We start from the raw sequence: 13,346 nt of genomic DNA, 5'->3' as shown, positions 1-13,346 counted from the left end.
TTATGCCTCAGCCTTGGTGTTGTCTTCGCGCGATGGGTCGATGTCCATCGGATGATCGGCCTCGGGCACATGCGCCCGGCGCGCCAGCCGCGAGAAGCTTTCGAGCGACAGCATCACCGCACCGACCACGGCAAGGAACACGCCAAGATCAAAGAGCGCGGCAGTCGCCAGTTCGAACTTGTCGAAGGGCGGGATGCGCACATAGGTGAAGTCCGACGTGAGGAAGGGTTTGGCAAAGAGCCACGATCCGATCCCCGTCAGCCCCGCGATCAAGACGCCGGTGCCGATGATCCCATGATAGGGATAACGCAGCCGCGCCGAGGCCCAGGCAAAGCCACTGGCCATATATTGCATCACCACGGCGATGGAGACGATCAGACCGGCGATGAAACCGCCCCCCGGCTCGTTATGACCGCGCAGGAAGATGTAGAAACCCACCATCAGCACCACGGGCATGATCACGCGTGTCATCACCACCATCATCATCGGGTGCCGGTCGCCCGCGCGCGGCTGGTCGGGCTTGCGGTTCAGCAAACGCGCCCGCACCGGGCCCGAGAGCAGCGTCTCGGTCAGTGCGTAGATCAGCAGGGCCGCGATGCCCAGCACGATGATCTCACCATAGGTGTCAAAGCCCCGGAAATCGACGAGGATCACGTTCACCACATTGGTGCCGCCGCCGCCCTTGTAGGAGTTGGCGAGGTGGAATTCGGAAATGCTCGGCGCCACGGTGTCGCGCAGCAGGTAGTGATAGGACAGTGCCATGGTCGCCGCCCCCGCCGCGAGGGAGACGACAACGTCCCGCGTCCGGCGCAGCACGCTGCTTTCGATCGGTGTGCGGTTGGGCAGGAAGTTCAGCGCCAAGAGCAGCAGGATGATCGTCACCACCTCGACCGTCAGCTGGGTCATCGCCAAGTCAGGCGCGCTGAAGAAAACGAAACCAGCCGATACGATCAGCCCGACGATGCCGATCAGGATCAGTGACAACAGACGGTTGCGGTGCAGGAAGACAAGGCCGCAGGCCGCCGCGACCAGCATCAGCCAGCCCGCGATCTGCACGGCGTTCGTCGGTTGCAGCGCGCGGCTCGCCGCGCCCACCGTGCCGGTGGCCCAAGCGTAATAGCCCACGCCCACGACGGTCACCGCCATCACGGCGGCATAGCGTGAGAAAGCCCCGTTGTGCAGCCGCAGCGATACCGCCTGCGACAGGCCGACAGACGCCGCGATGATCCGGTCAAAGATGCGCTTGGCTTCGGGCCGGGGTGCGGCATCCCAGACGCGCAGCAAGGGGGTGAAGAGCGCCAGCAGGATCAGCCCGCCCACGACCGCGATGATCGACATATAAAGCGCCGGCCCCAGCCCGTGCCAGATTTTGAAATGCGCAGAAGACATCTCGGCTGCATCGCCGAGGACAGAGGCGGTCACCAGCTTGACGAAAGGCTCGGCCAGAAACGGCGCGAGGCCGATCACCACCACGGGGATAATCAAAAGCGCTGGCGGCAGCCAGAGGCCGGGCTTGGGGTCATGCGGATGATCGGGATAGTCGTCACGTTCCTTGCCAAGGAAAGTATGGCCGATCAGCCGGAAACTATAAGCCGCCGAGAAGAGCGCGCCAAAGGTCGCCAGCGCAGGCACCAACCACGGCAGATCAAAGAGCGTGGTGTGCAGCGTCTCTTCCAGCATCATCTCTTTCGACAGGAAGCCATTGAAGAGCGGGATCCCCGCCATCGAAAGCGACGCCAGTGTGGCGATCACGAAGGTCACCGGCATCAGATGCCGCAGCCCGCCCAAACGGCGGATGTCGCGCGTATGCACCGCGTGATCCACGATCCCCGCCGACATGAAAAGCGCGGCCTTGAAGGTCGCGTGGTTCAGGATGTGAAACACCGCCGCCAGCGCGCCAAAGGCCGTCCCGGTGCCCAGAAGCATGGTGATCAGGCCAAGATGACTGACGGTCGAGAAAGCCAAAAGCGCCTTCAGATCATGTTTGAACAGCGCGATCACCGCGCCCAGCACCATGGTGATCAGCCCCGCCGTGGTGACGATGACGAACCACTCCGGCGTGCCCGAGAGCACCGGCCACATCCGCGCCATCAGAAAGATGCCCGCCTTCACCATCGTGGCGGAGTGCAAATAGGCCGAGACCGGCGTTGGTGCTGCCATGGCGTGGGGCAACCAGAAGTGGAACGGGAACTGCGCCGATTTGGTGAAACAGCCCAGCAGGATCAGGATCAGCGCGGGCAGATAGAGTGGCGAGGCTTGGATTGCCTCGCGGTTTTCCAAGATCACGCTCAGGTCATAGCTGCCGACGATCTGCCCCAGCAGCAACATGCCACCGATCATCGCAAGCCCGCCCATGCCCGTCACGGTCAGCGCCATCCGCGCCCCTTGGCGGCCTTCGGGGAGATGCTTCCAATAGCCGATCAACAGGAAGGACGACAGCGAGGTCAGCTCCCAGAAGATTAGCAAGATCAATACGTTATCGCTGAGAACAATGCCGACCATCGCGCCTTGGAAGAGCAATAGATAGGTGAAGAACTCACCCATATGATCGTCGCGCGACAGGTAAGAGCGCGCATAGGCGATGATGAGCAGACCGATGCCAAGGATCAGGCAGGCAAAGAAAAAGCCAAGACTGTCGAGCATCAAGGTCAGGTTCAGACCAAGCTGCGGGATCCAATCAACCCGCGCGGTCAGCACCTCTCCGGCCAATACGGCGGGCAGATGGGTCAGCAGGCCGACAAAGGCCACGAGGGTAACCATGAAGGTGACCCCGGCGCAGGCTTGGCGCCCTGCGGAATTCATCAGTCCGGGTAGCAAAGCACCAAGGAAAGGCAAGGCAACGATAAGGAAGAGGGACACGCGAACTCCTGATCTAGCGGACTGAAAGGTCACCACGTTCTGTAGAAATTTTCCCGGCACCTCAAGCGAAACCGGGTATTAAACGCCAGATTGTCGCAGGTTACGCCCCCCCGCCCTGCCCCGTGGGAGGGGGATGCCCGTGCCTTTGCCCGTCCGACAGTCCCCCTCGGGCCGTGTCACTCCGGTTGGAAGAGGTCCCGGTAGTTTTCGCGCAGCACGTTCTTCTGCACCTTGCCCATCGTGTTGCGCGGCAGTTCCGGCAGCACGATCAACTTTTGGGGCTGTTTGAACTTGGCCAGCGATCCGGCCACGTCGGCGGCGATCTGCTCCAGATCCAGTTCCACACCCCGGCGTGCCACCAGCACCGCCACGACGCTTTCGCCGAAATCGGGGTGCGGTACGCCGATCACCGCGCTTTCCAACACGCCCGGTTGGTCGTCGAGCAGCAGTTCGACCTCCTTGGGGTAGATGTTATAGCCGCCTGAAATGATCAGATCCTTGTCGCGGCCCACGATGGTGACATAGCCATCCGCATCGCGCCGCCCCAGATCGCCGGTGATGAAAAACCCGTCTTCGCGCAATTCGGCGGCAGTCTTCTCGGGCATTTGCCAATAGCCCTTGAAGACATTCGGCCCCCGAACTTCGATGCTGCCGATCTCGCCATCCGGCAGGGTCGCACCGGTTTCGGGGTCGGTGATCTTCAACTCCACATCCGGCAGCGGCAGGCCCACGGTGCCCGCACGGCGCTCGCCCTCATAGGGGTTACTGGTGTTCATATTGGTCTCGGTCATGCCGTAACGCTCAAGGATACGGTGGCCAGTCCGGGTCTCGAAATCCACATGGGTTTCCGCCAACAGCGGGGCGGAGCCCGAGATGAACAGCCGCATATTCGCCGCCGTCTCGCTGGTAAAACGCGCGTCGTCCAACAGCCGGGTGTAGAAGGTGGGCACCCCCATCATCGCGGTGGCATGGGGCATCCGGTCGATCAATCGGTCGATGTCGAGCTTGGGCATAAAGATCATCGCGCCCCCCGCCACCAGCGTCACATTGGTCGCCACGAACAGCCCGTGGGTATGGAAGATCGGCAGCGCATGGAGCAGCACATCCGCATTGGTAAAACGCCACAGATCGGCCAGCGTCTGCGCGTTGGACAAAAGGTTCGCCTGCGTCAGCATTGCCCCCTTTGAGCGCCCCGTCGTGCCGGAGGTATAGAGGAAGGCCGCCAGATCATCAGCCCCACGCGCGACGGTCTCGAACTGATCGGGGGCCGAGGCTGCGCGGTCCGCAAAGCTGCCATCGTTTTCGGTGCCCAGCGTCTCAAGCTGGCAGCCCGTGTCCTTGGCCAGCGGCGCCATCTCATTGCGCCGCGCAGGCTGGCAGACGAAAGCCGCCGCCCCGCTGTCGGTCACGAAATAGCGCACCTCATCCGCCGTATAGGCCGGGTTCAGCGGCAGAAAGATCACCCCCGCCTGCACGCAAGCGGCATAGAGCGCCAGCGCATCCGCGGATTTGTCGATCTGCACCGCGAGCCGGTCACCCGGCTTCACCCCCAGCCCAGACAGCACATTGGCAAAGCGGCCCGCCCGGCTCAGAAAGCCCGCATGGGTCAGCGTCACCCCGCCGTCGAGGTGCAAAAAGGCGGTCGTCTTGCCAGCGTGACGGCCAAACAGAGTGTCATAAAGGGGGTTTGCCATCACGGTGCTCCTCACGTGTTGTTCTTGGGAAAGCCGATTGGCTCCTCGCGGAATTACAACCGTATTACGCAGGGTAATGCAAGCAGGCGGAGGGCTGCGTGCGGCTGCGGTGAGGGGAAATGTTGAACCGAGGCAATAGCTTGTAGGGCGACGCTCAAATGCGTCGCCCTACGGATTAGCGGCCCATTAAGCCCGGCAACCAAGTACCGATGCCCGGCAGCCAGACGACCAGCGCCAGCACGAAGAGCTTGATTAACAAAAAGGGCATCACCGAGGCATAGATTTGCGGCATCCGGATCTCTTCGGGCGCCACGCCCCGCATGACGAAGAGAAGCAGCCCGAAGGGCGGTGTCAGCAGACCGATCTCCATGGTCAACAGGTAAACCACGCCGAGGGTCAGCTCGTTGATCTCCATCGCGCCCGCCAAGGGCACGAAAACCGGGACCGTCACCATCAACATCGACACTTGATCGATGAAACACCCCAGAAACAGCAGGATCGCGATCATCCCCAAAAGCACCATCAAAGGCGTCGGATCGACCGCGTTGATTGCGTTGATCAGCCCGTTGGTCGCGCCAGAAAAGCTCAGCACCTGCGCAAAGGTCTGGCTGGCCGCAATGATGAACAAGATCATCACCGACAGTTTCAGCGTCTCCATCAGAGCACGGCCCATCTTCTCCCAACTCAAGGCCCGATAGGCTGCCCCGATGATCACCGCCGTGATACTGCCCAGCGCAGCGCTCTCCGTGGGTGTGGCGATCCCTGCCAGCAAAGAGCCGATTACCACCGCGAAAAGTACCGTCAGCGGCAAGACATAGATCGCAAAGGGCGTCCACCGTTCGCGCAGCGACATATCCTCGTAAACATCGGGCGGCGCGACCTTTGGGTCCAATACACTGCGCCCCACCACATAGGCCACGAAAAGCACCGCCAGCAGCAGGGCCGGAAGTACCCCCGCGATCAGCAGCCCCGCGATGGAAATACCGGCGAGCGAGCCCACCAGCACCGCCAGCGCCGAAGGCGGGATTAGCATCGCAATCGCCCCCGAAGCCATGATCGGCCCCATGGCCATCGACGGGTGGTAGCCCCGTTTCAGCATCCCCGGAAGCAGCGTGCCGCCCAGCATCGCGGTATTGGCGATGGTCGAGCCTGAGAGTGCCGCAAAGATCGTGCCGCCAAAGATCGTCACCACTGACATGCGGCCCGGGATCCGCGTCACCACCCGCTCGATGGCGTCGATGGCGCGGTGCGCCACCCCGGTCTGAAAGAGTATCTCCCCCATCAGGATGAACAGGGGTATCGGGGCAAGCTGGAAATTCGCCACCGACTGCGCAGAGTTGCGCGCCAGTTGCAGAATGCCACGTTCGCCACCCAGCACGAAGTATGCGCCCACGGTGGTCACGGCGATAAAGGCAAAGGCGACCGGCAAGCCGATCAGCAAAAGCACCGCGAGGCTGCCCAGCATGAGCGTCAGGATCAAAGCCCAATCCATCTCAAAGACCACTCAGACTTCGCTCGGCCGTTTCCGGATAGAAAAGGCGGCGAATGAAAATAACCGTGCAAAGCGCCAATGACAGCGGCACAAAGGCCAGCATCCACCATTCCGGGATGACGAATGACGTGCGGATCATCGACCCCCGCGCGGCCGATGCCAGCACCGCTTGCAATCCGTACCACCCCAGCACCCCTGCCGTGACAGCGCCGATGGCGCTGGTAAGACGGGTGAGCACATGGGCCGTGCGTGGCGCAAGATTGCTGGTGATCAGATCGACCTTTACATGGCCACCGATCGACAGCACCCAGGGCGCGCCAAGGAAGGTGGCGATCATCAGCGCGTATTGGATCGCATCCAGCGCGCCATAGACCACCGGCAGGCCAAGATTGCGCAGCACAACATTGAGAGCGATGAACACCGCGATCACCCCGAGGATACCAGCCGAAAAAACGGCCAGCCCCCGGAGTGTCCGGTCAAACATTCTAGAGATCATTGGAGGATCACTTGGTCATGCAGGCGCGCATCTGTTGCGCAAGATCGGCATCGACCTCTTCCACCGCGGCCCAACCGGCATCGCGGGCGGCAGCGATCCAAGTCTCGGCATCGGCCTCGCCAAAGGTGATCGTCTCGATACCCGCCTCGGCCTGCGCCGCATATTCCGAGGCGTTCCGATCCGCGTTGTCGTTGTTCAGCTCTTCCATCCAAGCGGCACCTTCGGCCAGCTTGGCGCGCTGCTGCTCCGTTAGCCCGTTCCAAGTATCAAGGTTCACCAGAACGTTGACGTCGACGTTGTAAAAGCTCGGGTCGACACGGTATTTCGTCTGCTCGTCCCAACCAAGGTCCAGCACCCCCTGCGAGGGCCAGCCGTAGCCGTCAATCGCCCCACGCTCCAGCGCGCTGTAGACCTCGCCCGGCGCGGTCCGCACGAGGTTGGCGCCAAGCTGCGTAAACATCGCTTGGTAAACCGGCGTGGTACGGATGGTCAGACCGCTCAGATCCGGCCCCTCGACCGGTTTGGTGAGATAGAGGTGATAGCCGATCCCGTCGCCCGCATGGGCGAGGTATTTCACATTCATCTGCTCTTGATGGATACGGTCGACCAGTTCATAGCAGCCATTGGCGCGCTGGTCCTGAATGGTGTTCTCGGCCAGATGCAGTGCGTCGCCGGTGGGCAGCAGGTTGGGGTAATAGGCCGTGGTGTTATTAGCAATGTCGACGACGCCGGACTGCACCGCATTGCCCAGTTCAAAAGGCGGCACGGCCTCAGGACCGCCGACCAGATTGATTTGCACGACCCCCTTGCCGTTCTCGTTGATCCACTCGACAAAGGACTCGAACTCGCGGCTAAAGGCGGTGCCAAGGGTAAAGGCCGAAACGGCGCGCAGGGTCACTTCTTCGGCCTGAGCGATGCTGCCGGTGGCAAATGTGCTGACGGCAAAGACCGCCGCGCTAAGCGTGGTTGTTGTTTTCATGGTCGTCTCCCAGTTGTGATCAAAAGCCCGCGATCTTTGCCTCGGTGCTCTCGCATGCAAATGCATAATATGTATCTGCATGTAATTGGTAGCGACTAGATTTCCCTACGTCAATTTAATCTCGGCGCCACGGGGCCACCCCGCCCCCTCAGCAGCCCCCCGCGCAAATTGTCGCGGCATTAAGATAGATTAATGACGCCGCCCCCTTGAGAACATATAAAGAACGCATGACCAAACAGACCCTCGATCAGAAACTGGCGATTCTCAGCGACGCGGCGAAATACGACGCCTCCTGCGCCTCCTCGGGCTCCACCAAGCGCGACTCGCGCGATGGCAAGGGGCTGGGCTCCAACGAAGGCAGCGGCATCTGCCATGCCTACGCCCCGGATGGGCGGTGCATCAGCCTGCTCAAGATCCTGATGACGAATTTCTGCATCTACGATTGCAGCTATTGCATCAACCGCGTCTCCTCGAACGTGGAACGCGCGCGGTTCAGCGTGGACGAGGTGGTGAAGCTCACCATCGAGTTCTACCGCCGCAACTATATCGAGGGGCTGTTCCTGTCCTCGGGTGTGATCCGCTCACCCGATGCCACGATGTCCGACATGGTGCAGATCGCCCGCAAGCTGCGCCACGAGGAAAATTTTCGCGGCTACATCCACCTCAAGACGATCCCCGACGCCTCGCCCGAGTTGATCGAGGAAGCGGGCCGACTGGCGGACCGTCTGTCGATCAACGTGGAACTGCCCACGGACACGGCGGTGCAGCAATATGCGCCCGAGAAAAAGCCCGAGCAGATCCGCCGCGCCATGGCCAACGTGCGGATGACGAAAGAGGCGAGCAAAGATCAATCCTTCACCGGCAAGCGCCCGCCGCGTTTCGCGCCCGCGGGCCAGTCGACGCAGATGATCATCGGCGCGGATGGGTCAAACGATGCCACGGTGCTGGGGCAATCGACGCGGCTTTATTCCAGCTACAAGCTGAAGCGGGTCTATTACTCCGCCTTCTCGCCCATTCCCGACAGTTCTTCGAAACTGCCGCTGATCCGCCCGCCGCTGCAGCGCGAGCACCGGCTTTATCAGGCCGACTGGCTGCTGCGGTTCTATGACTTTCAACTGGACGAGATCACCTCCGTCACCCGTGACGGCAATCTCGATCTGGAGGTCGATCCGAAACTCGCCTGGGCGCTGGTGCACCGCGAACACTTCCCGCTCGACGTCAACCGCGCCAGCCGCGAGAAGCTGCTGCGGGTGCCGGGCTTCGGGGTCAAGACCGTCAACCGCATCCTCGCCGCCCGTCGCCATCGCGCGTTGCGCTACGAAGACCTGACCCGCATGGGCGCCTCGATGAAAAAGGCCCGCGCCTTTGTCACCGCGGGGGGCTGGACCCCCGGCGGCCTCACCGACAGTGCCGACCTGCGCGCGCGTTTCGCGCCGCCGCCTGAGCAATTGACGCTGTTCTGATGCACCGCGTCTCCCTGCCCCCGATCGGCACCGCCAAGGCATGGCGCGAGGCGGCGCGCGGCTTTCTGGCCGCGGGCGTGCCGCCCGAGCAGATCCTCTGGGGCGATCATGCCGCCGCCCCCGACCTGTTTGGCGAGGAAGCCGCGCCGACTACCAAGGGCCGCGTCGCGGTGCCGCGCAGCTTCGTGTCGATGGCCGAAACGGCGGTCTGGCACAGCGACCCGGAGCGTTTCGCGCGGCTTTATGCCTTCCTCTGGCGCGTGAAGGACGCGCCGCATCTGATGTCCGACCGGGGCGATGCCGACCTCGCCGTGCTGCGCGGGATGGAGAAGAACGTCCGCCGCTGTCAGCACAAGATGAAGGCCTTCGTCCGCTTCCGCGAGATCGGTGATCCAAACGCCCCGCGTCGCAGCTTCGCCGCGTGGTTCGAGCCCACGCATCACACGGTGGAGCCCACGGCGGATTTCTTCGTGCGGCGGTTTTCCGACATGGACTGGCGCATCCTGACGCCCGATGTCTCGGCCATCTTCGAGGGCGGCAAGCTCAGCTTTCAGGAGGGCCACGCCAAGCCCGACCTGCCCGAGGACGCGGGCGAGCAGCTTTGGATCACCTACTTCCAGAACATCTTCAATCCCGCCCGCCTGATGGTGAAGGCGATGCAGTCGGAGATGCCCAAGAAATACTGGAAGAACATGCCCGAGGCCGCCTTCATTCCCCAGATGATCGCCGAGGCCCCGGCCCGCGCCCGGGCCATGGCCGAGGCCGCCCCGACCCTGCCGCCCGCGCGGATGGACCGGGTGCAGGCGCAGCTTTCGGCTTTTGAGTCCGCTTGGGACGGCCCGATGGAAGAGCTTCCGTCCGCGATACGCGCCTGCACCCGCTGCCCGCTGCATTGCCACGCCACGCAGGCCGTGCCCGGCGAAGGGCCGACGCATGCTGACCTGATGGTTGTGGGCGAACAACCCGGCGATCAGGAAGACCTCGCGGGCCGTCCCTTCGTCGGGCCGGCGGGGCAGATGTTTGACCGTGTGGCCGCCGAGGCTGGCCTCGACCGCGAGGCGGCTTTCGTCACCAATGCCGTCAAACATTTCAAATTCACCGCCCGCGGCAAACGCCGTATCCACCAGCGCCCCGAGACGCCCGAGATCGACCAATGCCGCTGGTGGATGAACGCCGAGGTGGCGCAGGTGCAGCCCAAGCTCATCCTCGCCATGGGCGCCACGGCGGCGCAGAGCCTGACCGGTAAGGGCACGGGCATCCTGAAACGCCGCGGCACGATCGAAGCGGGGCCGGAGGGCATCCCGGTGCTGATCACCCTGCACCCCTCCTACCTCTTGCGCGTCCCCGACCCCACCGCGCGCGAGGAGGCGGAGGCGCAGTTCCGCTCGGACCTCGCGATGGCAGCACGGATGATGGCCGAGGCGGCCTAGTCCTCGGGGTCGATGACCTGCAAGGCACCGTCGGGCAGCGGGCGTTGCAACGCCGCAAGGTCGGCGGTCTCTGCGCTCAGCCAGCTCTGCACCTCGCCCGGTGTGGTCAGGATCACCGGCATCGCCTTGGGATGCACGGCCGCGACCTCAACATTGGGCTCGGTGGTTAGAAAGCCGAAGAGGTCGTCGGTCGTCTCCCCGTCTTTCAGTTTTCGCACGCTCGTCCAGTTCGTCCAGACCCCGGCGAAGAAGGCCAGCGGGCGGTCCTCGCCAAGCGCGAACCAGACCGGGCGCGAACGCTCCCCGGGGCGGTTCAGCGGCTCGGAAAAGGCGGTGAAGGGCACGACGCAGCGATGCTCCCGCACCAGCCAGCGCCGCCAATGCGGTGAGGCGATGTTGCGGATGTTGGTGACGCCGCGGTCGGTCTTCTTGCCCTTGAGCGCAAAGGCCGGGGACGGCATGCCCCACCGCATCATCTCCAGCACCGGGCCGGTGTCGCCGTGGCGCACTACCGGGGCGGGATAATCGGGGTAGATGCCGGGCATGGGCGGCAGATTGCCTGCATTGTCCTCGATCCCGTCGAACCAGCCGCGGATCGCGTCCTGCCCCTTGGTGAGGGAGTAGAGATTGCACATTTTCGCCTCCTGTCGCTGCCCTGAGCCCAGTAGATGCGGGTTTTCCGCGCCCCGACAAGGGCTTCGCGGTGCCGCTCAAAATTTTGACAGGGCCGCAGTTCATCGTTTATGAATAGAACAAAATGTGAACATATGGAGTCGTGCATGACAACCGATTCTACATATGGGCAGGTCCTTACCCTGCCGCGGCGGCGCCCGTCGACACCGCCCGAACCGGGGGTTCTGGCCACGCATGTGCCGCTGACGGATGTCTTTCCGCAGGCCTTCGCCAGTGCTTCGGCCAGTGGCTTCGTCCTGTCGCTGCTGCCACGCGGCAAGGGGCCGGTGCTTTGGGTGCAGGACTTCCTGTCGCGGCGCGAGAACGGCGCGCCCTATACCCCGAGCCTCGCGGCCTTCGGGCTGGAACAGCCGGTGCTGCTGGTCACCGCCAGCCATCCGCGCGACGTGCTTTGGGCGATGGAGGAAGGCGCCGCCTGTGCCGGCCTCTCAGCCGTGGTGGGCGAGGTGCATGGCGGGCCGGAGGTGCTGAATTTCACCGCCACCAAGCGGCTGTCGCTGCGGGCCGAGGCCTCGGGCGTGCCGCTCTACCTCATCCGCAGTGGCGACCCCGGGGGCCTGAGCGCGGCGCGGATGCGCTGGCGCATCGCCTCCCTGCCCGCGCAGGCGCATCCCGACGATCCGCAGGCCCCGGGCGCGGCCCGCTGGGATCTGGAGCTGTTTCGCGCGCGCGGCCATGCGCCGGGCCGATGGGTGGCCGACCATGAGCCCGACAAACGCCACAGCCCCCGCGCCGCGGATCGTCTCCGTCTGGTTCCCCGATCTGACGATGGAGCGTTGGCGCCGGGTGATCAGCCAATACCGCAGCGTTCCGGGGGATGAGGTGCCGGTGGTCCTGTCGCGCGACGGGACGCACGGTCCGGTGGTCCATGGGCTGAGCGCCGCCGCCCGCGCCCGCGGCATCGAGACGGGCGCGCGGGTGGTCGACGTGCAGGCGATCCACCCCGATCTGCATGTCGAGCCCGCCAATCTGGAGGGCGATATCGCCCTGATCAAACGGCTGGTGCATTGGGCGCGGCGCTGGTGCCCCTGGACGGCGCGGGATCAGGACCACGGCCTGCTCTTGGACGTGACCGGCTGCACGCATCTGTTTGGCGGCGAGGCGGCGATGCTGCGCGACATTCGCAGTCGTTTCACCCTGCAAGGGCTGACCGCGCGCTGCGCCATGGCCCCCACCCCCGGTGCCGCGCAGGCACTGGCGCGCTTCGGCTCTGGCGCGCAGATCTGCGGGGCCGAGGATCTGGCCACCGCCCTCGCCCCCCTGCCCGTCGCCGCCCTGCGGCTCGACGCCCAGACCACGCGGCTCTTGGACCGGCTCGGCCTCAAGACCATCGGCGCGCTTTCCGATCTGCCCCGCGCTGCGCTGATGCGCCGCTTCGCCAGCCTGAAGCCCGAGCGCAACCCGCTGATCCTGCTCGACAAAGCGCTCGGCAAGGCCGCCGATCCGCTGAACGCCCCGCCCGACCATCGCCATTTCATGGCCCGCAGCCGCCTGGCTGAGCCGGTGCTCGACCCCGCCCCGCATCTGCCCGCGCTGGTCGAGGACCTCTGCGCGCAACTGGCCCGGGCGGAACTGGGCGCGCGGCGGCTGCGGCTGACGGTCTACCGGATCGACGGCGATTGGCGCGGCCTCGATACCGCCACCGCCCGCGCCAGCCGGGACGCTGCCCATCTGCGCCGCCTTTTCGACGGCAAGCTCGAGAACATCGACAGCGGCTTTGGCTTCGACCTCCTGACGCTGGAGGCACTGGCGAGCGAGCCGCTGCCGCTGATGCAGGACCACCTCGACGGCAAGCGCGACCCCTCGGCCGACGTGGCCGGGCTCCTCGACCGTCTGGTCGCCAAGCTCGGCTCGGAAAAGGTGAGCTGGCCGCAGTGGCGCGAGACCCACAAGCCCGAGGCGGTCGAAGAACGCGCCCCGGCGCTACAGGCCAGCCCCGCCGCCGCCCCCGCGCTGCTGCGCGAGCGCCCGCTGCGCCTCTTGACCCCGCCCGAAGAGGTGCGCGTGATCTACGCCGTGCCCGAAGGCCCGCCCTCGCAGTTCAACTGGCGCCGCGTCACCTACAAGACCACGCGCCACACGGGTCCCGAGCGGATCGCCCCCGAATGGTGGCGAGACCGCCCCGGCACCCGGCTGCGCGATTACTATAAAGTGGAGGTCGAAGGCGGCCAGCGCTTCTGGCTCTACCGCGAGGGCGTGATCCACGATGGCCGCGGGGCCGAGCCGCGCTGGTTCCTGCA

The 13,346-nt window shown here is 64.4% G+C and carries 10 protein-coding genes; 4 read left to right on the top strand and 6 right to left on the bottom strand.

Annotated elements, in window-relative coordinates; all coding sequences use genetic code 11:
- The 5 genes from ACGYLA_RS16520 to dctP all read right to left on the bottom strand — a co-directional run bounded on the left by ACGYLA_RS16520 (position 1) and on the right by dctP (position 7,520).
- Positions 1-2,859, bottom strand: coding sequence for a monovalent cation/H+ antiporter subunit A (locus ACGYLA_RS16520; protein ID WP_394433868.1), 2,859 nt, complete (start codon positions 2,857-2,859; stop codon positions 1-3).
- Positions 2,860-3,035: 176 nt separating this feature from the next.
- Positions 3,036-4,553: a malonyl-CoA synthase gene (locus tag ACGYLA_RS16515; RefSeq protein WP_394433866.1), complete on the bottom strand. Its 1,518-nt coding sequence runs from the start codon at positions 4,551-4,553 to the stop codon at positions 3,036-3,038.
- A gap of 175 nt (positions 4,554-4,728) precedes the next feature.
- The gene (locus tag ACGYLA_RS16510) at positions 4,729-6,045 is read right to left on the bottom strand and encodes a TRAP transporter large permease (RefSeq protein ID WP_209218702.1); all 1,317 of its coding nucleotides are present in this window, start codon (positions 6,043-6,045) and stop codon (positions 4,729-4,731) included.
- Between the two features lies 1 nt (position 6,046).
- Complete coding sequence (locus ACGYLA_RS16505; RefSeq protein ID WP_394433863.1) at positions 6,047-6,529, bottom strand: TRAP transporter small permease; 483 nt, start codon at positions 6,527-6,529, stop codon at positions 6,047-6,049.
- Positions 6,530-6,548: 19 nt separating this feature from the next.
- Entirely contained in the window at positions 6,549-7,520 is a 972-nt protein-coding gene (gene dctP, locus ACGYLA_RS16500) for a TRAP transporter substrate-binding protein DctP (RefSeq protein ID WP_271691602.1), read from the bottom strand.
- Between the two features lie 227 nt (positions 7,521-7,747).
- Here dctP and ACGYLA_RS16495 point away from each other — a divergent pair, with 227 nt between their 5' ends.
- Complete coding sequence (locus ACGYLA_RS16495; protein WP_394433861.1) at positions 7,748-8,983, top strand: putative DNA modification/repair radical SAM protein; 1,236 nt, start codon at positions 7,748-7,750, stop codon at positions 8,981-8,983.
- Positions 8,983-10,413: a UdgX family uracil-DNA binding protein gene (locus ACGYLA_RS16490; protein WP_394433859.1), complete on the top strand. Its 1,431-nt coding sequence runs from the start codon at positions 8,983-8,985 to the stop codon at positions 10,411-10,413. The genes ACGYLA_RS16495 and ACGYLA_RS16490 overlap by 1 nt, the downstream gene beginning before the upstream one ends.
- Here ACGYLA_RS16490 and ACGYLA_RS16485 read toward each other — a convergent pair.
- Complete coding sequence (locus tag ACGYLA_RS16485) at positions 10,410-11,048, bottom strand: SOS response-associated peptidase (RefSeq protein ID WP_394433857.1); 639 nt, start codon at positions 11,046-11,048, stop codon at positions 10,410-10,412. The two genes, ACGYLA_RS16490 and ACGYLA_RS16485, sit on opposite strands and share 4 nt — an antisense overlap.
- Positions 11,049-11,192: 144 nt before the next feature.
- Between ACGYLA_RS16485 and ACGYLA_RS16480 the strand changes: the two genes are divergently transcribed.
- Positions 11,193-11,927: an ImuA family protein gene (locus tag ACGYLA_RS16480; RefSeq protein ID WP_394433854.1), complete on the top strand. Its 735-nt coding sequence runs from the start codon at positions 11,193-11,195 to the stop codon at positions 11,925-11,927.
- Positions 11,875-13,346, top strand: a 1,472-nt coding sequence (locus tag ACGYLA_RS16475) for a Y-family DNA polymerase (protein WP_394433941.1), incomplete at its 3' end; no start/stop codon positions are given. The genes ACGYLA_RS16480 and ACGYLA_RS16475, both read left to right, overlap by 53 nt.

Origin of the sequence: Sulfitobacter sp. 1A13679 (assembly GCF_043557115.1) — a bacterium.
GTDB lineage: Bacteria > Pseudomonadota > Alphaproteobacteria > Rhodobacterales > Rhodobacteraceae > Sulfitobacter > Sulfitobacter faviae.
The sequence above is the reverse complement of the archived record's forward strand: the minus strand, read 5'-3'. Positions and strand labels throughout refer to the sequence as shown.

What these genes read in the sequence shown, in the direction of transcription:
- ACGYLA_RS16510 (WP_209218702.1), bottom strand. Translation starts at nt 6,045, where the DNA reads ATGGATTGGGCTTTGATCCTGACGCTCATGCTGGGCAGCCTCGCGGTG.
- ACGYLA_RS16505 (WP_394433863.1), bottom strand. Translation starts at nt 6,529, where the DNA reads ATGTTTGACCGGACACTCCGGGGGCTGGCCGTTTTTTCGGCTGGTATC.
- dctP (WP_271691602.1), bottom strand. Translation starts at nt 7,520, where the DNA reads ATGAAAACAACAACCACGCTTAGCGCGGCGGTCTTTGCCGTCAGCACA.
- ACGYLA_RS16480 (WP_394433854.1), top strand. Translation starts at nt 11,193, where the DNA reads ATGACAACCGATTCTACATATGGGCAGGTCCTTACCCTGCCGCGGCGG.
- ACGYLA_RS16485 (WP_394433857.1), bottom strand. Translation starts at nt 11,048, where the DNA reads ATGTGCAATCTCTACTCCCTCACCAAGGGGCAGGACGCGATCCGCGGC.
- ACGYLA_RS16495 (WP_394433861.1), top strand. Translation starts at nt 7,748, where the DNA reads ATGACCAAACAGACCCTCGATCAGAAACTGGCGATTCTCAGCGACGCG.
- ACGYLA_RS16490 (WP_394433859.1), top strand. Translation starts at nt 8,983, where the DNA reads ATGCACCGCGTCTCCCTGCCCCCGATCGGCACCGCCAAGGCATGGCGC.
- ACGYLA_RS16515 (WP_394433866.1), bottom strand. Translation starts at nt 4,553, where the DNA reads ATGGCAAACCCCCTTTATGACACTCTGTTTGGCCGTCACGCTGGCAAG.